This is a genomic window from Bacillus sp. LK2 (assembly GCF_001043575.1).
Taxonomy (GTDB): domain Bacteria; phylum Bacillota; class Bacilli; order Bacillales; family Bacillaceae_G; genus Bacillus_A; species Bacillus_A paramycoides.
In genome coordinates, this window is the sequence record NZ_LDUK01000001.1 from 306202 (window position 1) to 329387 (window position 23186).

Sequence of the window (23186 nt, forward strand, 5' to 3'; positions counted from 1 at the left end):
GTTTCACTGTATGAGGAAAGAAGTGGATTTATGCTTAAATTTTTCATTGTGGATTCTTCGCGAAGAATGCTTGTACATATTCCATAAACTCGATCGGCTCCTGACGGAACGGTGCGTGGTATCCTTTTTCAATTATATGAAACGTACTATTTGTAAATAACTGATGATACAGTTCACCATTTTCCCAAGAAACACTCTTATCGTGCCTACCCCATAAAATTAAAGTTGGCACCTTAATTTTATCTGCTTCCATCGCAATGCGGCGCTCTTTCATTTTCGTAAGCTCATCATAATGCTTTTTATCATCTCGACTATTCTTCACTTCATTTTTATTATAATCTGTAATCGCAGTTACAGTTTGTAAGTCCGCCGATAACTGTGGTATTTCATAACCTTCTTTTTGCTGGAAAGATTCAATCCCTGTAGAATCCGCTAAAATAAGATGCGTAACTGCGTCCGGGTATAAATATGCTAAATTAAGGGACATCTCTCCCCCCATCGAATGACCAAGTACCGCAAACTGATCGTATCCAAGCTTCTTCATTAACTTATAATATAAATTAACTTGCGCAGGAAACGAATACTGAAAATCAATCGGCTTAGAAGAACGCCCAAATCCTAAAATATCAACCGCAATAATCGTATGATCCTTCACGAGTTCCGGATAAATATCACTAAACCCATCTGAAGAACCACCAAACCCGTGAAGCATAAGTAAAGGCGGCTTACCCACGCCAATTTGCTTAAAATAGATCGTCTGTCCATCAATTTGTGCCATACTCTCTTTCGTATTTATCTTCATCATCACAGTATCTTTCACTTCTTCAACCTTCGCAATCGGCTTATCAACGAAGTTACAAACTACTAATAAAACAAGAACAATACCGCTAATGATATAAAACTTAAACCGTTTCAAAGTTCCCGTCTCCTTTCTCAAGTTGCTATTTAAAGTTTTTACATTTTTTGGTTGTTTTATGTTTTCTTTTTAATTGTAACTATATCGGTTACAATTAAATTAAAAAAATATGACTTATTTCTATTACTATCATCATTCTGTAACTATTATAGTTACACATTTAAAGTAAGTCAATTCTTTTCTCTACCTGACCTAAAAATAGAAAAAGGGACTTCCATGTTGAAGTCCCTTTCTTTATTTTTATTATAGTTGGCTTACTCCGCCGTCGCCTATATTAACGTAGTCTGGTCTTGCCGGTGCTGGAACATCTCCATGCTCAGCTTGTTGTACAAAAGAACTATTTAAACCAACAGATACAATACCAACTAACGCTAGACCAGTTACCGCGATACGAATTTTTTTAAACATTATTTTAATGCCCCTTTCTCCATCTTCTTCTCTTTTGCTTGTAATGCTTTGTAAAAATACTCACTTGCTTTCATGTAATTAGCATCATCATAAAATTCAACTGCAAGTTTTTCTGCATACTCTTGAGTGTAACTATATAAAGATTCTTTATCGAAATAAGTAATTCCTTTAAGGATAATCATCTCTAATTCTTTAATAGAAACATTATTATTTACTGCTTTTAAAATACTGAAATGATGTATATACTCTTCATTTTCCAACTCAATACAAATATTTAACCCTCTATCAATTAATTCTTCGGCAATATTTGTTTCTCCTAGTTTAAAATGTTCCCTAGCTTGTAGGAATACCGCTTTGAAGTGTGTTGGGATTTTCTCTGTTACTTCTGAAAGATGTCGAATAGCTAGTGCAGAAAGATTTTGACTTGCGTATAGCCATCCTAAGTTATGACGTACTCGCAAAAGCAAAATAGCGTTATCCTGTTTTTGTAGAATATCTATAGCAGAATTCAGACACTCCTCTGCTTGTTCATATTGCTCTATTTGTATAGCGGTTAATCCTAAAAGACTTTGAGATAAAGCAATATTCATATCTTGTCCTGCTTGTTTTGAGAAAATTTCTTTAGCTTTATTTACATATTTTATAGTATTCATTGGTTGCCTTGTACTGTAAAAAAATGCAGAAAGACGATAACAAAACTCACCATATTCTAATTCATCAGGAACATATTTTATTAGTTTTTCGGCCTTCTCATAATATCTACTTGCATCATTGTAATTCGATATTAAAGTCGCATGCATTGCCTTAAAAAAATAATAATAGTATGACAGACGATTTTCAGATGTTTTATAAATTTCATCAATTTTATCAAAACTATTTTTAGTAATTTGTAAGCCATCCGCTAAAACTTTATATCTAAAATCTAATAAAGAGTAATATAGCCATAAATCCCCATCCTCTTTGGCATCAGGAATTTTACTATCAATCTCCTCTTTCATTTCCATAGCTTTCTCTATTTGCTGCTGCAACATTACACGATACCAATCATCTAAAGAATGCTTTAATTGCTCCCTCATTGCTATATCTGTTCCCATTCCTCCGCATCTCCCTTGCCCCAATTCATACAGTTGGGATATTTATACAATTACCCAAATTGTATACTACCACCCCTTTTCTATATATTGAAAAATAATTATCAGAAAATTCATAATTTAAATGTATTATACCAAATATTTCTTTTTCAAAAACTCGAGAAACATTTGTCAGAATATTTCTCAAGCAAATAAAAAAGCAAGCAATTCCAGCTATCAGCTAAAACCACTTGCTCTTCTACTTATGAATGATACATCGGGTTATCAAATTCTAAATCGTACATCTTTACTCTTTGATAAATTCCTTCGTACTTCTCACTGTATCAATTGGGCGAACTAGTTTTTCAATTTCTGCACGTTTTGGCTCTAGGAATGGAGGTAAAGATAATTTTTCTCCAAGTGTTTCGTATGGCTCATCTCCCATAAAACCAGGGCCATCTGTTGCGAATTCAAATAAAATTTGCGGTGCAACTCTTGCGTATAATGATTCAAAGAAGTGACGATTTACATAACCAGATGAAGGGAGTCCAACGCTACCTATTCTCTCAATCCATTCTTCTAATACAGCACGATCTTCTACGCGGAATGCGGCATGGTGCACTGTACCAAAGCCTTGTTGTGCTTCAGGAAGAACCGTATTATGTTCTACAATGACAGAGGCACCGTTTCCACCTTCGTTAACTTCAAATAAATAGAATTCTCCCTCTTGAGCAATCTCTTTAAATAATAGAACTTTTTCTAACACTTCTTTAAAGAAACTAAAGTTCGCGATACGAATAAATACAGGTCCTAAACCAGTAATTGCATATTCCAATGGAACTGGTCCATCTTGCCAAGGTGTACCTGATTCCACACCTTTATCAAATTCATCTGAGATTAATTGATAGTGTTGATCATCAAAATCAACGAAGGAAAGAGTTTTCTTACCAAATTGCTCTTTAATTCCTGTATGTTTCACTTCAAGACGGTCAAAACGTTTCACCCAATACGCTAGCGCTGCATCACTTGGAACGCGGAACGAAGTTTTTGAAATTTCATTTGTACCGTGTACTCCTTTTGGAACACCTGGGAAATCAAAGAATGTCATATCTGTTCCTGCACTACCTTTATCATCTGCAAAGAATAAGTGATACGTTTGAATATCATCTTGGTTTACCGTTTTCTTAACTAAACGCATTCCTAAAACATAAGTGAAAAATTCATAGTTCTTTTCTGCACTACTTGTAATCGCTGTAACGTGGTGTATCCCTTTTAATTGGTTCATTTTATATTCCTCCAATAATTTTAATTTATATGTTAAAGTTGTATTTTTTCTTCTATTACTTCTCTTCAACCGGAGCTAAATTTGCTTCAATTTCTGCTCGCTGATTCTCTAAGAACGGCGGTAAATCAAGTTTTTCTCCTAAATGTTCCACATCTCCATCAACTGTAAATCCTGGTCCATCTGTCGCAATTTCAAAAAGGATTCCGTTTGATTCACGGAAATATAAGCTTTTAAAGTAAAAACGGTCGATAATTCCTGAAGAATGAAACCCTCTTTGTTTCACCTGTTCCTCCCAATAGGCAAGCTCTGTATCGTTTTTCACACGAATTGCTAAATGGTGAATGCTACCGCGGCCCGGCTTTTCAGAAGGACCATCCAAATATTTCACAACTATTTCTCCAAAGGCTTCTCCCTTAATAGACTGAAAAATTGCTTCTTCGCCGCTGCGGCTAACCTCTGTATAACCAAACATCTCTGTAAGTGTACTCGCCATTTTATCAAGCCTACGCACCGTCATTTCCACAGAACCCATTCCTTGAATTTGATGTTCGGCCGGAACTTCGGATTTCTCCCATGTTTCCCAGTGCTTCACTTTTTCTCCGTTTGAAACGATTAGCACTAAACGAAGACCTTCAGAATCCTCAAATTTCAAAGCAGGACGATTTGCATATGTTGTAATTTCACTATGTTTCACACCAAATTTCTCAAATCGTTCTTTCCAGTAATGCAGGCTGTCCTCTGAAGGAACGAGTAATCCAATTCGAGTAATCGCATTCGTACCGCGATATGTTTTTCCTACTAAAGGAATTTCAAAAAACGATAGCTCCGTACCTGGGCTTCCTGTTTTATCTCCGTAAAATAAGTGATACATTGACGGATCATCTTGGTTTACCGTCATTTTCACACGACGTAAACCAAGCACGTTTTTATAAAAATGATTATTTTCATTTGCATTTTTTGTAATCATTGAAATGTGATGATGTCCTTTAATTTCATACATCGGTGATTCCTCCGCTTCATTTTACTAGTCAAGTGATAACTAAAAAAATAATATGCTTCTTAACTTTTCACTATATTCTCATTATGTTTTTGTAGCTTAATCTTAGTTTTTTACTGAATAAGTTGCATTGATAGAAAACTATTTTAAAAATTCATTCATAAATTACTTTACTGTGTAAACCGAAAGTAACTGAGTGTATGTTTTTCATATGACTCAATCACTTTCGTTACTATCACTTTACATATCAAGTGATTAAAAAGCAAGTAAAAAATCTCAAATTCAAGATATTTCTTTGATTAAATAACATTTTAGGTTGGAGAATAGTTAATTTCTATCTGTTATTGAATTTGATTTTTAATAAAAAAACAGCCTCACTAAGTTTTTTAACACTTAATGAGGCCATTCTATTTACAATCTTAATTATGGAACGTCGGCTTATAGAACGAACGGTTATCAAGGGCAAAGACACGCTCTGTGTATTCGCCTGGTTTTGTGCGTCCTAATGCGCGGTCCATCATGTTCATTTTTGCATCTAAGTTATCGATGTAGTGCAGAATTTCTGCTTCTTTTACTAATGGTGGTTTTGGGCTACCCCATTCTGCTTTTCCGTGGTGGGAAAGGACGATGTGCTGAAGGATTAATACTTCTTCTGCATCGATTTGTAGTTCATCTGCTGCTTTACCAATTTCGCTCACCATAATTGAAATGTGGCCAAGTAAATTTCCTTCTAACGTATACGTCGTAGAAATTGGGCCAGATAGCTCAATTACTTTACCAAGGTCGTGTAAAATAACGCCCGCATAAAGTAAATCTTTATCTAACGATGGGTATAGTGTAGAAATTGCTTTCGCTAAATCTAACATTGATACGACATGGTAAGCTAGTCCAGATACGAACTCGTGATGATTTTTCGTCGCTGCTGGATATTCTAAAAATTCGTTTTGATGCTTATTTAATAAATGTCTTGTTAGACGCTGAATGTTCGGATTTCTCATTTCAAATATGTACTGCGTAATTTTTTCAACCATATCTTCTTTTTTCACTGGAGCTTTTTCTACAAATTCCGAGATGTCGGTTACTTCATTTTCATTAGCAACGCGAATTTGTTTCACACGTAATTGAATACGTCCTTTATAGTTTTGAATATCCCCTGCTACTTTGACGATTGTTTCTGCTACATATTGTTTCTCAACTTCTGGTGATACATCCCATAGCTTCGCTTCAATATCTCCAGTTTGGTCTTGCAAGATCACTGTTAAAAACGGCTTTCCATTGCTTGCGATACCTTTTGTCGCTGTTTTAATTAACAAGAAAATATCGACTTGTTCACCAACTTCATACTCTGCAATTTTCTTTTTCATTCGAATTCCTCCACCAAATCAATTACTTTTAGTATAGCATACTACAACTCATTTTCTTTACGCTTACGTGTTAATTTTATAATCTGATTTTCTTTAAAATATGTTAATAAATGCTCATGACATGTAAAGAAGATAACTTGTCTATCATTCGCAATTTCCTTTATAAGTTCAATCGTTCGATTCGTCCTTACCGCATCAAAATGCACGAAGCTATCATCAATAATAAATGGATAATCATGCTCAAATGTTTTCGCTAGCGCAAATCGTAACGATAAATATAACTGCTCTGCTGTCGCCTGGCTCAGTTCATGACTGTAAAAACGCATACCATCATTACGTTCCACAATAAACGATTCCGTTTCTGACGGTGAGAATATTTTACTATATCGTCCGCCTGTTAAATAAACGAAATACTCTTCGGATTTTTGTAAAATACGCGGAAGATGCACTTCATGATAATATTGCTTCGTTTTCGTTAGTACTGTCTTCGCGGCCGCATATGCAGCCCACTTCTTCACTTGTTCACGCACTTGTGATTTTTTCATTTCCCACTCATGTAGTAAATCACCGTACGTACTACCTTCTTCTAAATTCGCAATTTCTATTCGATGCTTCGCAATACGCTCTGTTAATTCTTTCTCTTTCGCAAGACAGTTTTGCATCGTTACTATTTCTTGCTTTAACTTTTCTTCATATCCTTCAGCCTCATAATTTTCAGCTAATGATAAACTCGTTAAGCGCTGTTCTAAAAGATCAATTTGAGGCAATAGACGCCCCACTTGCTTCTCGGCATCTTCACGTTTTCCCGCCAATCTTCCTGCTTCTAAAAACATCTCTTCATTTGTAGATTCTGCAATATGCCATAAACCATCTCGTTCTACTAGAAGTTGCTTTAATTGCTGCTGCAACAATTCATATTCCTCTTGCCACTCCGCAAGCTTCTCTTCCTTTTGCTTACAAGTCTGCCTCTTCTCTTTCTCATTTTGCATACGACTTTGCGCCTCATGCAACTTACTATACTCTGTGCTACCGATAACAGTTTCTAGTTTATGTTCAAAACGAGAAATCATTTCATATAATGAAGATTTTCGCTCACCTTGTTTCTCTAGCTCACGATATAATTGCTGCATTTTTTCAATACGCTCAAACGCCGGCAATATGTGCGCATACGTATAAAATTCCGGGAACATATAACGCTTTTTATAAGCATCTACTTGTTCTCCTGCATGGAAAGTTTCTCTTTCCCATTCCTCATACGATGAAACGACTTTTTCATACGCACGTTCCATTTGCTGCAATTTATAAGACTCTCGCTCAAATAACTTTCGAATCTCTTCATCTTTTTCTAATTGATAACGAACTGACATCGCCTCTTCACTTTGACGCCCGCCAGCGCTTTGCTGAAGAGTAAGGAGTTCTTCTTGTAATCCACCTGAAGGATCTTTATATAAAACGAGAGCAAGAACAATCCCTACAAAAACAATAACACTAATAAATAACATCGCACGATTATCTATAAATAAACTCGTTACTAAAACGCCCGTGTTAATAAGAAGTAACAGAAGACAAACTCTTTGCCACTGCTTTTTCTTTTGCCTTACTGCCCCTGCTTTCTCTTCATACTTACGCTTCATTCTCTCTGCGCCCATACCTAGAAACGCCGCATCTTGAAATGATCTTTCTTTCTCAACTAACGTATTTCTCTCTTCATCAGCTAACATTTGCTGGCTTATTTGTCTTATATTCTCTTCTTGTTCTTCTAATTGCTCCTGAGCCGTTTTAAAACGTTCATCTAGCTGCGGTTTTTGGGTTTCTAACTCTCTTGCTTTTTGCACCGTTTGTGTAATTAATTCTTTCGTCGCTAAACTTATATCAAATGAAAGAACAGTCTCTTTTTCAAAAGTAGCGCCAATTTGTTGCTCTAGTTCTGCAATTTCTTCTTTTATATTCGCAATATTCCCTGTAATATCACGCATTTCTTGGCGTGCATTCTCATAAGACATATGCTGCATACGAAGCTCTTCTACATAACTTTCCTTTTGTAAAAACTCTTCATCTATTTCTGTCGCATCAATTTCTAATTGCACAGTTTCTATCTTTTTCTGAAGTGAATCTACTTGCACTTGAAGAGGCTCCATCTTCGCCTTTATCGCCTCATAGCGCGCCGTACCATTTACAGGAAACTGTCCTTTTTCGTTTTCTAACACTTTCTCGTGCGTACGTTTTTCAATAACGAGAGGCTCAAGCGCCGACAATATTTCATAATCTTGCTTTCGTTTTTCCGCACACTCTTTTTCAGTGCGAACGAAAGCGAGTTTCTCTTCACTTTCTTTTAACTGCTCAACCTGTTTTTCATATGTGCCAATTTTCCCTTGCCACTCTTTCAGCTTCTCTTCAAGCTTCTTCATTTCTTGCAATGACACGTTAATTTCAGGCTTACGACCACTCGGCTTAAAGCGCTGATCCATTTCTTTTTCTAGCTTTTTATCTAATTGTAATAACGCATCGCTTCCGACTGCGCTTGCAGAAAATAAATAATTGCCGATATCCGCCTCGCCAAGCTGATGAATATTTTGAAGGCCATGCATATCAAATGAAAAGACAGAATCAAATAAGCTTTCATTCATTCCGCTTAATATATCATTTAAAATATCTTCGCCGCCAGTTTTCCCGTCTTCAAAATAAACGGTCACTTCACCAGATGCCGTCTTCGGCAAACGCTCAATTTTCAAACGGCCGTACTTCTCTGTTTGCACAGTAATCGCACCGCCATACTTCCCGCCTTCTTTCGGTTCATAACGGCGCTGCCCTCTCGTCGGAAAACCGAATAAAATACTTTTCATAAATGAGCGAATTGTCGATTTCCCCGCTTCATTTTCACCGTACAACACCGTCAGCAATGAAAGATCCATTTCCACATTTTCTAGTTTTCCATAGCCATAAATATGGAGTTTTTCAATTCTCATTTTTTATCCCTCTCTTGCTGGAATAATTGCTCTAAAATAATATTTTCCGCTTCCTTTTGAATCTCTTTCTTCTCTTCTTCTGTAAAAGATTCAATACTATTACGTGCCACAGGAGATGTCCAAATCGTGCGCAACACTCCGTCCATATTTGTAAAAGCTTCTAACTCTTGCAGTACACTACCGACGAAATGATTTTCTGCTTTCAAACGTTCAATTTCCGCAAAAGAAACCGTCTCATTTTTCCACTTCATCGCATACACAAAGTCTTTTCGCTCTTCTCCCGCTGCTAAAATATGAAAAATCTCTTCCACACGCTTTTCATCACGCAAATAAGGTGAAAGTGGCCCCTGCCCTGTAAATACGGCGGTTAAAAGAGTGCCTTCCTCTTCTCTTCGGCACTCATTCATTATTTCTGCCGCTACTGTCATAAGATCATCAACAGTTTCAAGTCCATCAATATTAACTTCTATCTCATCCCATACAACATCAGCAGTATGGAAAAACGAACAATGCGATCCTTGTTTCGTTAACTCGATAAGGTACGCACCCTTTTCCCCTGTTTCCTTACGATGGCGCCCTTGTATATTACCTGGATAAATAATGTACGGCTCTTCTGATAAAACTTCTCGTTTATGTATATGGCCAAGAGCCCAATAATCAAACTGCTTTTCCTTCAGCTCACGAATTTGAAACGGTGCATAGCGATTATGCTCCGCATCCCCTTCCACACTTCCGTGAAGCATTCCAATATGAAAAGGCGCATCACTCATTTTCGTATACTGCGCTGTCATATTATCCGTTACTGCTTGCTGCAAATAACTAAACCCATAAATAGAAGCTACAAGCTCACCATTTTTATAAAATGATTTCTCTTCCACATAAGGCTCCGTAAACACATGAACATTTTCCGGAAACTCAATCGCTGCCCAGCTTCCTCCTAAATGATCGTGGTTACCGTGAATAATAAAAATGGGAATATCGTACTGCGAAAGTCTCTTCATTTGCTCTCGCACAAACACTTGCGCTCTTAAACTTCTCGTCTCCGCATCATACAAATCCCCAGCTAGTAATACGAAATCAACGCGCTCTTGAATCGCTTTATCAACAATACGCTCGAACGATTCAAACGTACTTTGCTTCATTCTCTCCCAAACAGACGGTGGTACATTCATTTCCATCCCTTTAAACGGACTATCCAAATGCAAATCAGCCGCATGTATAAACTTCACTTGTTTCACAAATAACGATCCTTTCTATATTTCAAAAGTTTCATCTTATCAACATTAACTATTCAATTGCTGAAAACTAATAATCAGTGGGGATAAAAAAACTCCCCACTGATTAAAGTTTCACTTTATTGTAACACGCAATGTCATATATTTCTTTGCATATTCTAGTGATTTATGACAAAATAGTTATAAGATTCTGATTTTAATTATTGGAGGGAATTTTCATGGGAGTATACGTTCTAACAGTCTTTGAAAAAGATGGTTCAAAAGCATTAGACGAATCATTCGAGGCGGCAACTGAAAAAGAAGCGAAATCGAAAGGCGAATCTATTTTACAAGAAAAAGGATTGTACGAAAAAACACATCGCTGCACATCTTCTGCAGGCAAGCTCGTTTTATTCCAGCGCTAAAAAAAGAAGCGTCATCCGCTTCTTTTTCACTCTACTATATCTTCGTCACACCATGTAAACACTACATCTAGAATGCGATTACCGATACGTACGCGCTTATTCCATTTTCCTGTTTGGATCTGATGTTGCAATTCTGTCTTCATCTTTTCCGTCCAGTCGTGAATCGTTTCACTACCGTTATATGGATATACGCTCGGAAACTCTTCCTGCAGAAGATGCAAGCTCTCTGCATCAAAATGAAAATGGAAGAAGTAGTTTGCTGTAAGCGATGGTTCTTGCAATCGTAAAAAATGATCATCGATTTGCTTTCTATTTCGATAGAAAGTAAAGATGTTCACTTTTCCGCTCGTAATTTGGTCAATTTGAATTTCGTGCTTCTCTATAATCACGTCTTGCTCACCTCGTTATATACTACCTTTAGTATATATGTCTTTTGCAACAAAGTTAACCATTTTCACACGAAATTCATTTCCTTCATTATAATCCCGTACCTCCAAGTACGATCAGAACAAATAAAAAACAAAGTTGAAGGGGAGCGATCACATGTATTTCGGAAGCAAAGGTTGGTATGTAAAAGAACTTAAAAAATTAGGTATCCGTACTTATGAAGGCAAAAAACTAGAATCTTATCGTACGCATGTTTTATCTAGCTTACTTGAGAGAATGAAGAAAGCTTCGGCTTAATAGATGTAGGAAGCAACTACGGTTGCTTCCTTTTTATTTTTTCACACCCCTTAATAAGCATTCAGACCAAAAATGCTATAATTAACCCAATCACACTAAGGGGGAACATTTATTTTGCACGGAAAATACATTCAATTTCATGAGTTTGGCAATCCAAAAGATGTGTTACAGGTTGAATATAAAAATATAGAACCACCAAAAGATAATGAAGTGCTCGTTCGCATGCTAGTAAGACCTATCAACCCATCTGACTTAATTCCAATAACCGGAGCGTACGCACATAGAATTTCTTTACCTAATATACCTGGTTACGAAGGTGTTGGCATTGTAGAAGATGTTGGTCCTTTCGTTTCTAAAGATCTCATCGGTAAACGTGTTTTGCCATTACGAGGAGAAGGTACTTGGCAAGAGTTTGTTACAACATCAGCAGACTTTGTGGTCCCTATTCCTGATTCAATTGATGACTTTACAGCGGCACAAATGTATATTAATCCCCTTACAGCATGGGTCACATGTACAGAAACTCTAAATTTAAAACAAAATGACGTTTTATTAGTAAACGCTTGTGGATCTGCTATTGGTCATCTATTTGCTCAGTTATCACAAATTTTAAACTTCCGATTAATTGCAGTTACAAGAAATAATAAGCATACAGAGGAATTACTTCAGCTTGGTGCTGACTATGTAATAGATACTTCCACTACCTCGCTTTATGAAACCGTTATGGAATTAACAAATGGAATAGGTGCAGATGCTGCGATCGATTCTATTGGGGGAGCGGATGGAAATGAATTAGCTTTCTCCTTACGTCCAAATGGGCACTTTTTAACTATCGGTCTTCTATCAGGAATACAAGTAAACTGGGCAGAGATTGTCACTAAAGCAAAAGTGCACGCTAACATATTTCATTTACGACATTGGAATAAAGACGTGTCAGCATATAAATGGCAAGAAACGTTTCGTCACTTAATCCGCTTAGTAGAGGATAAAAAATTACGTTTCATGACGGTACATTCTACGTATGACTTAGTAGATGTAAAACATGCAGTTGATGTCGTTCAATCTGCCGAGAAAACAAAAGGAAAAGTGTTTTTGACGAGCTAATAAAATTATAAAGGATAGATTAACAGTATAAAATATACTCTATCTATCCTTTTTGTATCTTATTTAAACTTAATTTCCGAAAGTTTTTTCAAAATAGAAGCCTGGCCCATTAATTTGTGGAACAAATCCTTCTTGAGTCGAGCTGTTTTCCACCATATTTTGTTCTTCTGCTGTTATAACAGTGATCACATCTTTCTCTTCTACTACTTTTCTTTCTCTTTGATCTTGTTCTTCTTTAGTAACAAGCTTATATTGATCTCCATCAGTCTGTGCAAATACCTTTGTACTTTGAACATCTTTTACAAATCCAAGTGATAATGCTAATACACTCGAGAAGGCAATAGATAATACTAATTTTCTTTTCATAAGTACCCCCTATTTTTCCATTATATTCATTATGAATATAATACCATAAATAACTTATTAATCCAGTTCAACAGAGATAAGTCGATTTAAAAATTTTCGTTTGGATAATCCCTTATAATTTATAGGATCCAAAAGTGTATTTGCCCCTACGCAACGTTATCACCTCGTTTCAACTACTTAAAAAATAACATTGTCAACAGAACTTAAATTAGTTATCATAAAAGCGAATATAACAGGAGATGAGCAGATGAATATAAACGAAAAGAAATCTTTTTCAAAAGTTTCTCGACGAAAATTAGTCGACGAAGTGTTGGAACGTCTACAAGAAAAAATCTTTTCTGGTGAGTATGAAGTAGGTGATCGCCTCCCTACAGAGCCGCAATTAATGGAAGAGCTAGGTGTAGGGCGTTCAACGTTGCGAGAAAGCATAAAAATATTAGTACATGCTGGCATACTAGAGGTTCGACAAGGACAAGGCACTCGCATTATCTCACTAAATACAGCACAAGATTCATTTGAAAAACGATTACAAGAAGCTAATATTAGTCATGTGTATGAAGCACGTAATATGTTGGATAAGGAAGTAGCTATGTTGGCGGCACAACGCCGAAATGAAGAAGATCTTTTATACTTAAAAGGACATTTAAATAAAAGAAAAAATGCCCTTCAGGAAGGAAATTATGTAGCATACATAGATGCAGATATTCAGTTTCATCTAGCAATTGCAAAGGCGAGCAAAAACGAAGTTCTACTTGATATGTATCAATCTTTCGTACCTGTTCTTCGTCACATTTTAAGCCAATTAATATTAAATACAACTGACTATGAAGATAACTCTGAGATTCATGAAAAATTGTTCCAGGCCATTTTAAAACAAAATGCCGAAGAGGCTCAAACATACGCTGTTCAAAATTTGGAGCTGAAATAAGCTCCTTATATATTACACTTAAACATCAGATGATGTTACGAATAAAGAAAGGAGCATGAGGAAATGTCACAAACGACTTTTCAAATAAAGTCCATCAACATCGGAAAAATAGAACAACTACCTTATGGAAAAACTCTGATTTCAACTGCAATAAGAAAACAACCTGTCAAAGGTGACATCTTTTTAACGAAAAATGGTTTACTTGGGGATGAACAAGCTTATAAAGATCATGGTGGAGTCGATAAAGCATTATGCATTTACTCTTACGATCACTACGCTTATTGGAGCAAAATAATCCCTTCTATGATAGATGATTCACTCTTTGGAGAAAATATTACCGTATACGGATTGACCGAAGAAACTGTTCATGTTGGCGATATCTTTTCTTTCGGAGAAGCAATTATACAAGTATCAGAGCCAAGAAATCCATGCTATAAACTTGCGAAGAAATATAACGTCCCTACCCTGCCACTTGAAATGCAACAAACTGGATTTACGGGTTTCCTCTGTCGCGTGTTACAAGAAGGAAAAGTTTCTACAAGTAATTGTTTACAACTTATTAAATCACATCCTAAACGGGTGTCTATTGCACAAATTAACCGTGTTAAATTTCATGATAAAGATGATATAAAAACAATAAAAAACATTATTGAATTGGACGCATTGTCAAATAGCTTACGCGAATTACTATTAAAACGTTTAAATAAATAATTATGTCATTAAACATCAGATGATATACTCAATAACATCTGATGTTTAAGAGAGGAGAAAAAGAAATTGAAACATCGAGAACGAACTTTTTTGTATATATTAGCACTATTTTTCGTTTCAATTAATTTACGCGTCGGAATCACATCCGTTTCACCTTTATTAGAAACAATCCGCCAAGACTTAAATATAAGCAACTTTTCCGTTAGCTTTTTAACAGCTATCCCTGTATTTTGTATGGGCGCATTCGCTTTACTGACGGGGAAAGTAATTAAAAAATATGGCGCAGAAAAAGCAATTATGGCTTGCCTTATTTTAATCGGCTTTGCAACATGTATGAGAGCCTTTACCTCTTCCCTTTTTACATTATTCACAAGCTCTCTATTTATCGGTATTGGAATCGCACTTGCAGGACCGTTACTATCAGGGTTTATTAAAGAAAAATTCCCTACGAAAATTGGCTTAATGATCGGAATATATTCAGTAGGCATGGGAACTGGTGCTTCTTTAAGCGCAGGTTTAACGATTCCTTTACAACATGTGTTAAAAGGATCTTGGAATATGGCACTCGCTTTTTGGGGTGTACTTACTATCGTAGCCATTATATTTTGGTATCCGGTTATGAAACGAAAAAAGAATACGGGTATAGAAGATAAAAAGAATAATAGTTTACCTTTAAGAAATAAAAAAGCATGGTTATTTACAGTCTTTTTTGGACTACAATCAGGAATCTTTTATTCTATTACTACTTGGCTTGCACCAGCAAACCAAAGTATGGGGATAAGCAGCCAACAAGCCGGTACTCTTATAACTGTATTTACAGTTATTCAAATGATATGCAGCTTTTTAATTCCAACGTTAGCAGATATTTATAAAAACCGAACACTTTGGTTATTAGGGAGCATATGCTTCGTACTCATAGGTTTATCGCTCATGATATATCCATTAACTACACCTTGGGTTCCTTCTATTTTACTAGGGATCGGGCTCGGCGGTGTATTTCCACTCGCTCTAATGCTACCGTTATATGAAACGAAAACTTCAGAAGATGCGAGTGCATGGACTGCTATGATGCAATCAGGAGGATACATTATGGGTGGCTTCATTCCTGTCTTAGCAGGCTTCGCTCGTGACTATTTTAATGGTTATACGCAAGTTTTTATTATAATGGCACTTCTAAGCTTAATTTTGTTCATTCTAACTTTAGTCATGAACAAAAGAACGATAGAAACGAAAGATCTTATAGCTTAAATAAAAAGAATGGGCCTTTTCCTAAAGGATAAAGCTCATTCTTTTTACTTCTAACTCGAAAACAAAAAAAGCCCCTCAAAGCATACAGCCCACTTGGGCTTCTGGAATAATATCATGTGCAAGCTTCGTAGCGAGTGCACTTGCTACGAACTGGTGATGTGCTGCTTGATAGCCAATCTGCTCCTTAAGTGGCCCGTGAAATGATTTCTTGTTCATCAAGTACTAGCTTCAAGCTTGATAAAGAGATTGTTTGAAAGTTCTCTTTTGACATACGTTTTCGATAATGCGTAGGTGTTTCTCCAGTCACTTTTTTAAACATGCGGCTAAAGACTACTAAACTACGAAAGCCAACTTGATAAGAAATGTTTTCTACTGATTCATTTGTCATCGAAAGTAAATGCGCTGCGTGATTAATGCGCACCCTTAAAATCCAGTCCTTCATGCTCATCCCGAAATGATTGTGAAAGACTCGATAAAGATGGCTTCGATTGACCGCAAGATGATCTGCCACATCATTTACTGTAATCTCCTCTACATAGTGCTCTCCAATATATTTCATTGCCTCAATTGCGAGTCGTGAAAACTTTTGTTTTATTCCTGGCGAAAATTCGCCACCATCTGTAAGTAATAATCTTAAAAACCGATAAATCAACTCGTTCAACTTTAATTCATCTTCTAATGTATTGTGAGAGCAATTCATACACTCCAATATAATTTCTAAATATTGTTGAATATTAGTTGAGGTAACAGAGTAGTTATCTTTTTTAAAACGCGAATGATGAATAATATCCTCTGCTACATTCCCACCAAATGCCAGCCACGCATACAGCCATGGTTCTTCTGCATCCGAGCGATAAAAGGTCGACTCTCCTGGGGGAATGAGAAAAACATTGCCTTTCTTTAATGAATATTTTTTATTTTTTACATGATACGCTCCTTTACCATCCAACACGACATGAATAATGTAGCTGTTGCGTACAGCTGGTCCAAAAGCATGTAAAGGCAGTGTTTTTGAAAAACCACAAAAATCAAAATAAAGTTCGCTTGAGAAGTAATGCTGTTCTTTTTTAATAAAGATTGCCTGTTCCATAGGCCCTCTTCCCTCCTCGCGATTTCTATAACTTAATTTTCCTTTGATGAAAAAAACGCAACAAAAAGTTAAATCAAGGTCACAAAATGATATAAAATTGAAAGCGCCTTCTTGTTAAAATATACATGAAATAGAAAACAATAGGAAGGACATTAATGTAGTTAGTTAGCCTTTTTACACTTAACTTTATAAACGTTTTCTCGTTGTGATTTAAATTAGGCCGAGAGGAAAATTATAAAACAGGAGAATAAAAATGAATGGAAAGGAAACGTGAACTAGCCTTAAAATTCGCTATGGTATTTGGGTCTCAAGAAACAACTCAATATTTTTCTCCAGGACGTATCAACTTAATCGGAGAACATACGGACTACAATGGCGGCTATGTATTCCCCGCTTCTATTACCTATGGAACTTACGGAATAGCTAGACGTCGCGAGGATGATAGAGTATTAGTTTACTCAACGAACTTTGAAGAACTTGGAGTAATTAGCTTCACGTTGAATGAACTAGATTACGATAAAAATGCTAATTGGGGAAATTACGTAAAAGGAGTTATCTTAACACTGAAAGAAGCAGGTCATGAAATAAACTGTGGTTTTGAGCTATTAGTTGAGGGCACAATTCCGAATGGAGCGGGACTTTCAAGTAGTGCTTCACTTGAATTACTTGTAGGCGTAGTATTAGAAAACTTGTTTAACTTAGAAATAACACGACTTGAATTAGTGAAAATGGGTAAAAAAGTTGAAAATGAATTCATTGGTGTAAATTCCGGTATCATGGATCAATTTGCCATTGGATTTGGTGAGAAGGAGAAAGCAATTCTCCTTGATACCAATACGCTAGAGTATGAAATGGTTCCAGTAGTTTTGGACGACTATGCGATTGTAATTATGAATACTAATAAACGTCGTGAACTGGCAGATTCAAAATATAATGAGCGCCGGGCTGAATGTGAAGAAGCACTCGCACGTCTCCAAACGAAGTTAGAAATTCATGCACTTGGAGAACTAAGCGAAACAGAATTTGATGCAAATCAAAATCTTATTGGAGATGAAATCTTAATTAAACGCGCGAAGCATGCAGTTTACGAAAATGGACGTACAAAAAAAGCCAAAGCAGCTCTTACTGCAGGTGATTTAGAAGAATTCGGAAAGCTATTGAATGCTTCCCATACATCTTTAAGAAATGATTATGAAGTAACCGGGCTTGAATTGGATACATTGGTGGCCACTGCACAAAAACAAGAGGGTGTGCTTGGAGCCCGTATGACTGGAGCAGGATTTGGTGGGTGCGCCATCGCATTAGTAAAAGAAAGTGAAATCCACACTTTTAAAAATAATGTTTATGATGAATATCTCAAAATTGTTGGATATGCGCCTGTCTTCTATGTGGCACACATTGGTAGTGGAGCTACAGTGATTGGATGATGAGTGAGGTGAAAACGATGAACACATGTAAAGCAATTTACGATTTTACTACACTTGCGATTGAGAATGGAGCCATTGAGAAGAATGACCGAATTTATATGCACAATCAACTATTACGTTTGATTGGCGAATCGGAAATGGGAGAGATTACTAGCGAAGTTGAAGTGGACCCACATGTGCTGTTAGATACACTTATGGATAAAGCGACGGAAAATCTTATTATCACTAAAAACCAAGCCAATCGTGATATGTTCGAAGCGCTTTTAATGAATGTGATTACACCACTTCCATCCAAGGTCAATGAGAATTTTCAGGAGGCATATCGCAAAAGTCCCGAACAGGCAACAGATTATTTCTTTGAAATAAGTAAACGCAATGATTATATAAAGACCCGTGCAATTGCAAAAAATATTTATTATTTAGCAGAATCAAAATATGGTGAACTTGAGATTACTATTAATTTGTCCAAACCAGAGAAAGATCCAAGAGAGATCTTAGCGACTAGAAATACACCGAGGGGAAATTATCCAAAATGTTTACTTTGTATTGAAAATGAAGGGTATTTCGGCCACTTGAATCACCCAGGCAGAAGCAATCACCGAATCATTAACATCGAACTAAGTGGAGAAGAATGGGGTTTTCAATATTCACCATATGCATACTTTAACGAACATTCCATCGTATTATCTAAGGAACATCGACCAATGAAAATTTCTCGTGAGGCATTCTCTCGTTTATTCAGTTTTGTAGCAATCATGCCACACTATTTTATTGGTTCAAATGCGGATTTACCTATTGTAGGAGGATCTATCTTAAGTCATGATCATTATCAAGCTGGACGCCATAACTTTCCGATGGCCAAAGCTAAAGTTCTTAAAACATTTGAACTATGTGACTACCCTAATATTTCTTGCGGTATTGTCAACTGGCCAATGAGTGTGATTCGCCTCTCTTCTTTAAACAAAGAGGAACTAATTAATGCCAGCACCTACATCCATGAAAGTTGGAAGAACTATTCGGATGAATTCTTACAAATTCGTGCGCAATCAAAAAATGGCACACAACATCATACGATTACACCAATTGTGCGGCGTCGCGAAGAAAAGTATGAAATTGATCTTGTACTGCGTGATAATAATGTGAGTGAAGAATACCCTGATGGAATTTTTCATTCACACCCAGATGTACAGCATATTAAGAAAGAAAATATCGGGCTTATTGAAGTCATGGGCCTAGCGATTCTCCCTTCACGTTTGATTGAGGAGCTTCATGAAGTTGAGCTGTACTTGTTAAATAAAGAAGCCAATGTTTCTGCAATCCATCAAAAATGGGCAGATGAATTAAAAGCCCAGGGTGGCTATGCGGAAGAGACCATCCAAAGCTTTCTTCAAACTGAAGTTGCAAAAAAATTTGAATGCATATTAGAAAATGCTGGTGTCTATAAAATGAATAAAGATGGTAGAGCAGGATTTGATCGCTTTATCAGAGAATTACAAAGCGCGAATAGAGAGCTTATCGTTCTGGAATAAAGTGGAGCATCATACGACATCATTCTTCTATTCCGGGATGTGTTGAATATACAATTCATATTCAGGAGGTTTTATAAATGTCAAAGATTACATTTCTAGGTGCTGGAAGTACGATTTTTGCTAAAAATGTATTGGGTGACTGCATGTTAACACCTAGTATCCAAGGGTTCGAGTTTGCTCTGTTTGATATTGACCATCAACGCTTAAAAGATTCTGAGAACATACTGCAAAACCTAAAGGAAAGTTCCGGTAGTAACGTACACATCAAGACTTATACGGACCGAAAAGAGGCGTTAAGAGGAGCAAAATACGTCATTAATGCCATACAGGTCGGCGGCTATGAGCCTTGTACAGTGACTGATTTCGAAATTCCGAAAAAGTACGGGCTTCTTCAGACGATTGGAGATACAATCGGCATTGGCGGCATTTTCCGCGCATTACGAACTATTCCGGTGATGCTTGATTTTGCCAAAGATATTCGTGAAGTTTGTCCGGATGCTTGGTTTTTAAACTATACAAACCCGATGGCGACGTTAACGGCGGCTATGATTCGTTACGGTGGCGTAAAAACGGTTGGATTGTGCCACAGCGTCCAGGTGTGTGTGCCGTACTTATTTAATTCGCTCGGAATGAATACAGAAAATGTCCAGTGGAAAATTGCCGGAATCAATCATATGGCCTGGCTTTTGGAAGTGACAAGAGATGGAAAAGACTTGTACCCGGAAATCAAGAGACTTGCGACTGAAAAGCAAAAAGAAAAACATGAGGATATGGTTCGTTTTGAATTGATGAATCGTTTCGGCTATTACGTAACGGAATCGTCCGAGCATAACGCCGAATATCACCCATACTTCATCAAAAGGAATTATCCGGAACTCATCGATAAGTTGAATATTCCTCTTGATGAATACCCGCGCCGCTGTATCAATCAAATTAATGATTGGATGAAAATGCGTGAAGACCTTGTTAACAACAAAAACCTTACGCATAAACGTACACATGAATACGCTTCTTATATCATTGATGCAATGGAAACCGATAAAGCATTTAAACTCCACGGAAATGTATTGAATACAGGAAGCTTAATCAGTAACCTTCCGGAAAAAGCTGTCGTTGAAGTTCCTTGCCTAGTTGATCGGAGTGGAATTACACCTTGTTATGTAGGAGAACTTCCTGAACAGTTGGCGGCGCTAAACCGTACTAACATCAATACCCAGCTTCTTACCATTGAAGCAGCTATAACAGGTAAGCGAGAGCACATTTACCAGGCTGCAATGCTTGATCCACATACTGCGGCAGAACTATCTATCGATGATATCGTCTCATTATGCGATGACCTTATTGAAGCACATGGTGACTGGCTGCCTCAATTTAAAGAGGAAGCAGTTATGGAGACAATCTAAATAACGTGAATGAATACTACAGAATAGACTGAGTTCCAAACAGTTTTAGTCTGTTCAGGTGAAAACATGTTCACTAGAACCTAAAAGCGTGTATGTTTGAAAAAATAACAGGCTTCTTCCAATTACGAAGAAATCTGTTATTTTTCACCGTTTTTATAGTAAATAATCACTTTCTGCGTGTAAGTTAAAAAATGAGATTCTAATTAATACACTAATTCTATTGTCTATTAAAAGTCATTCTATACAAAAGAAAACAACTTGAAGTTATCAAACTGCTAAAAAACATTTGGAAGCTAAAATGCAACGAACACTTTTCAAAACAGAAGTATCGTTTGAAACCAATCAAATTATAGATAAAAAAAGCCCCTCAAAGCATATGCTTCAAGGGGTGAGCCTGTTTTTTATTTAATTATATACGTACAGCTGTACCACTTACAGCAACCATTAACATTCCATCGCGAACTACTTCATAATCTACGTCAACACCAACGATAGCGTTCGCACCTTTTTGTCTTGCAAGTTCTTTCATTTCTCCCATTGCAATATCACGAGCTTCTTTTAGCTTACTTTCATAAGCACCAGCACGACCACCGACAACATCACGAACTGAAGCGAATAAATCACGGACAATATTAGCACCCATAATAGCTTCACCATTTACAATATCAATATACTCAATAATCTCTTTACCTTGAATTCCAGACGTTGTTGTTACAATCATGACTGACACTCTCCTAATAACTTATAGTTTTTGATTAGCTTTCTTATGTCTTTATTATGACAGGAAAAAAGTAACTAATCTATTGAATTACCTTACAGGAATGTGACAGTTTTGTAAGGATGGAAATTTATTTTATCGCCTCTTTACAAATACTATCCAAATTGACAGAAAATTATTATAATTAATATTAAGGAGGGATAATATGAAAAAAATCACATCTATATGTGCTCTAACCGTTCTATCTTTCACTTTAATTGGTTGTACAAGCACCTCGACTACAGATAAGACTTCACAAGCTAAGCAAGAACATACACAAAATACCATTCAATTAAACTCCGCAAATATTACAGACATTGAAATGCTTAAAACAACAAATAACAATGTTTCAAAATCTCAAACAGACAATGAAGAAATGATAAAATCTATCGTCACAGCAGTTCAAAACGGAACACCTAAAACAATCACTTTAAATCAAGAAAAGAAACAATCTGCCCATTCTACTATAACCGTTACATATAAAGATGACTCGAAAGAAGAATTTCTTGTGTGGGTTGATAATACGGAGCAGATTACGATAGCTAAAAATGAGAAGAAAGATAAAGTAGAAGGTGTAATAGTGAACATTAAAGACGCTAAAATGATGAAGGATTTCTTCAAAAGTGAGAAAGCGTAAAAAAGATCCCCTTAAACCTTAAGGGGATCTTTCACATCATTTTCTCTCTTCATACAACCTATTCGCTTTATACGAGCAAACGAAAAACATACCAATCACAACCGGAATAAATAGCCAAAAGAAGCCCCTCATTAATGCAAATGGTGTTTCAAATAGGAATGATCCTAAAAATGCTGCACCCTGCTTATCCCATAACCCCGGCGTAAGGTATAGATTTCTTGGATTTATAATCGCTCCTAGATCAATTGTTTTACTAAACATAAATAGGATTAATATCGGCAAATAACATATCGCTAATTCTAAAAATGTCTTAGATAGACGCTTATACTTCCCTGCTCGTGACATTTCATCTGAAAAAATGTCATCTTCACTTTCCTCATCTACCTTTTGAAAATATTGTGTACCTGACCACCAATTACCGGCTATATGTTTCCAGCCACTGTCTTCAAATAACGTACAGTAGTTAATAAAATCACTTCTTCTATTAAATATTCTATGATCTATTTTAATTGTCGCATCTTCCGGTTCTGCGATTTTAAATCTATAACCAAATGTATTACTTTTTAGATGATAGCCTTTCCAAGCCATCTCTTCTAACCATTTTTCCTCTTTCTCAAAATCAACGAAAAACTTCAATCTCCACATCATCGCTTCCCC

At 36.4% G+C, this 23186-nt stretch carries 23 protein-coding genes and 1 pseudogene; 10 read left to right on the top strand and 14 right to left on the bottom strand.

The window, feature by feature from the left end; genetic code table 11:
• Positions 1-43: 43 nt before the first annotated feature.
• The 8 genes from VK90_RS01555 to VK90_RS01585 form a co-directional block, all read right to left on the bottom strand.
• Positions 44-916, bottom strand: coding sequence for an alpha/beta fold hydrolase (locus VK90_RS01555; RefSeq protein WP_048369872.1), 873 nt, complete (start codon positions 914-916; stop codon positions 44-46).
• 243 nt (positions 917-1159) lie between these two features.
• Positions 1160-1324, bottom strand: a complete 165-nt coding sequence (locus tag VK90_RS27890) for a Phr family secreted Rap phosphatase inhibitor (protein ID WP_082147732.1) — start codon at positions 1322-1324, stop codon at positions 1160-1162.
• On the bottom strand, positions 1324-2418 hold the full coding sequence (locus VK90_RS01560) for a response regulator aspartate phosphatase (protein ID WP_048369874.1): 1095 nt from the start codon (positions 2416-2418) through the stop codon (positions 1324-1326). Before VK90_RS01560 ends, VK90_RS27890 begins: the two co-directional genes overlap by 1 nt.
• A 283-nt stretch (positions 2419-2701) precedes the next feature.
• The gene (locus VK90_RS01565) at positions 2702-3679 is read right to left on the bottom strand and encodes a ring-cleaving dioxygenase (RefSeq protein WP_025149455.1); all 978 of its coding nucleotides are present in this window, start codon (positions 3677-3679) and stop codon (positions 2702-2704) included.
• 55 nt (positions 3680-3734) lie between these two features.
• Complete coding sequence (locus tag VK90_RS01570; RefSeq protein ID WP_048369876.1) at positions 3735-4679, bottom strand: ring-cleaving dioxygenase; 945 nt, start codon at positions 4677-4679, stop codon at positions 3735-3737.
• Positions 4680-5095: 416 nt separating this feature from the next.
• A complete protein-coding gene (gene yhaM, locus VK90_RS01575) occupies positions 5096-6040 on the bottom strand; it encodes a 3'-5' exoribonuclease YhaM (RefSeq protein ID WP_048369877.1) in 945 nt (314 codons plus the stop codon).
• A gap of 41 nt (positions 6041-6081) precedes the next feature.
• Positions 6082-9006 (bottom strand): ATP-binding protein, encoded by a 2925-nt coding sequence (locus tag VK90_RS01580; protein WP_048369879.1) that lies wholly within the window; start codon positions 9004-9006, stop codon positions 6082-6084.
• Positions 9003-10244 (bottom strand): metallophosphoesterase family protein, encoded by a 1242-nt coding sequence (locus VK90_RS01585; protein WP_048369881.1) that lies wholly within the window; start codon positions 10242-10244, stop codon positions 9003-9005. The genes VK90_RS01580 and VK90_RS01585 overlap by 4 nt, the downstream gene beginning before the upstream one ends.
• 215 nt (positions 10245-10459) lie before the next feature.
• On the opposite strand from VK90_RS01585, the gene VK90_RS01590 reads away from it, so the two are divergent.
• Positions 10460-10645: a YhzD family protein gene (locus VK90_RS01590; protein WP_002170682.1), complete on the top strand. Its 186-nt coding sequence runs from the start codon at positions 10460-10462 to the stop codon at positions 10643-10645.
• 26 nt (positions 10646-10671) lie between these two features.
• Here VK90_RS01590 and VK90_RS01595 read toward each other — a convergent pair whose 3' ends face one another.
• On the bottom strand, positions 10672-11034 hold the full coding sequence (locus VK90_RS01595; protein WP_002170681.1) for a hypothetical protein: 363 nt from the start codon (positions 11032-11034) through the stop codon (positions 10672-10674).
• A gap of 154 nt (positions 11035-11188) precedes the next feature.
• Between VK90_RS01595 and VK90_RS27470 the strand changes: the two genes are divergently transcribed.
• Together VK90_RS27470 and VK90_RS01600 are read left to right on the top strand one after the other, a co-directional pair.
• Positions 11189-11329: a YflJ family protein gene (locus VK90_RS27470; RefSeq protein WP_000273536.1), complete on the top strand. Its 141-nt coding sequence runs from the start codon at positions 11189-11191 to the stop codon at positions 11327-11329.
• Between the two features lie 114 nt (positions 11330-11443).
• A complete protein-coding gene (locus VK90_RS01600; RefSeq protein ID WP_048369883.1) occupies positions 11444-12433 on the top strand; it encodes a zinc-dependent alcohol dehydrogenase family protein in 990 nt (329 codons plus the stop codon).
• Between the two features lie 69 nt (positions 12434-12502).
• Here VK90_RS01600 and VK90_RS01605 read toward each other — a convergent pair whose 3' ends face one another.
• Positions 12503-12799 (bottom strand): hypothetical protein, encoded by a 297-nt coding sequence (locus VK90_RS01605; protein ID WP_025149461.1) that lies wholly within the window; start codon positions 12797-12799, stop codon positions 12503-12505.
• A gap of 247 nt (positions 12800-13046) precedes the next feature.
• Between VK90_RS01605 and VK90_RS01610 the strand changes: the two genes are divergently transcribed.
• From VK90_RS01610 to VK90_RS01620, 3 genes are all read left to right on the top strand, one after another.
• Complete coding sequence (locus VK90_RS01610; protein WP_048369884.1) at positions 13047-13727, top strand: FadR/GntR family transcriptional regulator; 681 nt, start codon at positions 13047-13049, stop codon at positions 13725-13727.
• A gap of 63 nt (positions 13728-13790) precedes the next feature.
• The gene (locus VK90_RS01615; RefSeq protein WP_048369886.1) at positions 13791-14438 is read left to right on the top strand and encodes an MOSC domain-containing protein; all 648 of its coding nucleotides are present in this window, start codon (positions 13791-13793) and stop codon (positions 14436-14438) included.
• Between the two features lie 66 nt (positions 14439-14504).
• Positions 14505-15686: an MFS transporter gene (locus tag VK90_RS01620; RefSeq protein ID WP_048369888.1), complete on the top strand. Its 1182-nt coding sequence runs from the start codon at positions 14505-14507 to the stop codon at positions 15684-15686.
• 78 nt (positions 15687-15764) lie between these two features.
• Here VK90_RS01620 and VK90_RS29730 read toward each other — a convergent pair.
• A pseudogene (locus tag VK90_RS29730) lies at positions 15765-15866 on the bottom strand (hypothetical protein); the annotation flags it as partial.
• Positions 15867-15870: 4 nt separating this feature from the next.
• Positions 15871-16776: an AraC family transcriptional regulator gene (locus VK90_RS01625; RefSeq protein WP_048369890.1), complete on the bottom strand. Its 906-nt coding sequence runs from the start codon at positions 16774-16776 to the stop codon at positions 15871-15873.
• 257 nt (positions 16777-17033) lie between these two features.
• Between VK90_RS01625 and VK90_RS01630 the strand changes: the two genes are divergently transcribed.
• The 3 genes from VK90_RS01630 (at position 17034) to VK90_RS01640 (ending at position 21135) form a co-directional block, all read left to right on the top strand.
• The gene (locus VK90_RS01630; protein WP_048369892.1) at positions 17034-18203 is read left to right on the top strand and encodes a galactokinase; all 1170 of its coding nucleotides are present in this window, start codon (positions 17034-17036) and stop codon (positions 18201-18203) included.
• Complete coding sequence (galT, locus tag VK90_RS01635; RefSeq protein ID WP_082147734.1) at positions 18200-19732, top strand: UDP-glucose--hexose-1-phosphate uridylyltransferase; 1533 nt, start codon at positions 18200-18202, stop codon at positions 19730-19732. The genes VK90_RS01630 and galT overlap by 4 nt, the downstream gene beginning before the upstream one ends.
• Before the next feature lie 77 nt (positions 19733-19809).
• The gene (locus tag VK90_RS01640; protein ID WP_048369893.1) at positions 19810-21135 is read left to right on the top strand and encodes an alpha-glucosidase/alpha-galactosidase; all 1326 of its coding nucleotides are present in this window, start codon (positions 19810-19812) and stop codon (positions 21133-21135) included.
• Positions 21136-21544: 409 nt separating this feature from the next.
• Here VK90_RS01640 and VK90_RS01645 read toward each other — a convergent pair whose 3' ends face one another.
• Complete coding sequence (locus tag VK90_RS01645; RefSeq protein WP_048369895.1) at positions 21545-21856, bottom strand: heavy metal-binding domain-containing protein; 312 nt, start codon at positions 21854-21856, stop codon at positions 21545-21547.
• A 202-nt stretch (positions 21857-22058) separates the two neighbouring features.
• Here VK90_RS01645 and VK90_RS01650 point away from each other — a divergent pair, with 202 nt between their 5' ends.
• The gene (locus tag VK90_RS01650) at positions 22059-22529 is read left to right on the top strand and encodes a hypothetical protein (protein ID WP_048369898.1); all 471 of its coding nucleotides are present in this window, start codon (positions 22059-22061) and stop codon (positions 22527-22529) included.
• A 36-nt stretch (positions 22530-22565) separates the two neighbouring features.
• On the opposite strand, the gene VK90_RS01655 is transcribed toward VK90_RS01650, so the two are convergent.
• Complete coding sequence (locus VK90_RS01655; protein WP_048369900.1) at positions 22566-23177, bottom strand: DUF2812 domain-containing protein; 612 nt, start codon at positions 23175-23177, stop codon at positions 22566-22568.
• Positions 23178-23186 lie beyond the last annotated feature (9 nt).

Excerpts from the sequence above, each read along its gene's own strand:
- galT (WP_082147734.1), top strand. The coding sequence starts at position 18,200 with ATGATGAGTGAGGTGAAAACGATGAACACATGTAAAGCAATTTACGAT.
- VK90_RS01630 (WP_048369892.1), top strand. The coding sequence starts at position 17,034 with ATGGAAAGGAAACGTGAACTAGCCTTAAAATTCGCTATGGTATTTGGG.
- VK90_RS01640 (WP_048369893.1), top strand. The coding sequence starts at position 19,810 with ATGTCAAAGATTACATTTCTAGGTGCTGGAAGTACGATTTTTGCTAAA.
- VK90_RS01570 (WP_048369876.1), bottom strand. The coding sequence starts at position 4,679 with ATGTATGAAATTAAAGGACATCATCACATTTCAATGATTACAAAAAAT.
- VK90_RS01625 (WP_048369890.1), bottom strand. The coding sequence starts at position 16,776 with ATGGAACAGGCAATCTTTATTAAAAAAGAACAGCATTACTTCTCAAGC.
- VK90_RS01655 (WP_048369900.1), bottom strand. The coding sequence starts at position 23,177 with ATGATGTGGAGATTGAAGTTTTTCGTTGATTTTGAGAAAGAGGAAAAA.
- VK90_RS01605 (WP_025149461.1), bottom strand. The coding sequence starts at position 12,799 with ATGAAAAGAAAATTAGTATTATCTATTGCCTTCTCGAGTGTATTAGCA.
- VK90_RS01615 (WP_048369886.1), top strand. The coding sequence starts at position 13,791 with ATGTCACAAACGACTTTTCAAATAAAGTCCATCAACATCGGAAAAATA.
- yhaM (WP_048369877.1), bottom strand. The coding sequence starts at position 6,040 with ATGAAAAAGAAAATTGCAGAGTATGAAGTTGGTGAACAAGTCGATATT.
- VK90_RS01650 (WP_048369898.1), top strand. The coding sequence starts at position 22,059 with ATGAAAAAAATCACATCTATATGTGCTCTAACCGTTCTATCTTTCACT.
- VK90_RS27470 (WP_000273536.1), top strand. The coding sequence starts at position 11,189 with ATGTATTTCGGAAGCAAAGGTTGGTATGTAAAAGAACTTAAAAAATTA.
- VK90_RS01645 (WP_048369895.1), bottom strand. The coding sequence starts at position 21,856 with ATGATTGTAACAACAACGTCTGGAATTCAAGGTAAAGAGATTATTGAG.
- VK90_RS01580 (WP_048369879.1), bottom strand. The coding sequence starts at position 9,006 with ATGAGAATTGAAAAACTCCATATTTATGGCTATGGAAAACTAGAAAAT.
- VK90_RS01560 (WP_048369874.1), bottom strand. The coding sequence starts at position 2,418 with ATGGGAACAGATATAGCAATGAGGGAGCAATTAAAGCATTCTTTAGAT.
- VK90_RS01565 (WP_025149455.1), bottom strand. The coding sequence starts at position 3,679 with ATGAACCAATTAAAAGGGATACACCACGTTACAGCGATTACAAGTAGT.
- VK90_RS27890 (WP_082147732.1), bottom strand. The coding sequence starts at position 1,324 with ATGTTTAAAAAAATTCGTATCGCGGTAACTGGTCTAGCGTTAGTTGGT.
- VK90_RS01610 (WP_048369884.1), top strand. The coding sequence starts at position 13,047 with ATGAATATAAACGAAAAGAAATCTTTTTCAAAAGTTTCTCGACGAAAA.
- VK90_RS01590 (WP_002170682.1), top strand. The coding sequence starts at position 10,460 with ATGGGAGTATACGTTCTAACAGTCTTTGAAAAAGATGGTTCAAAAGCA.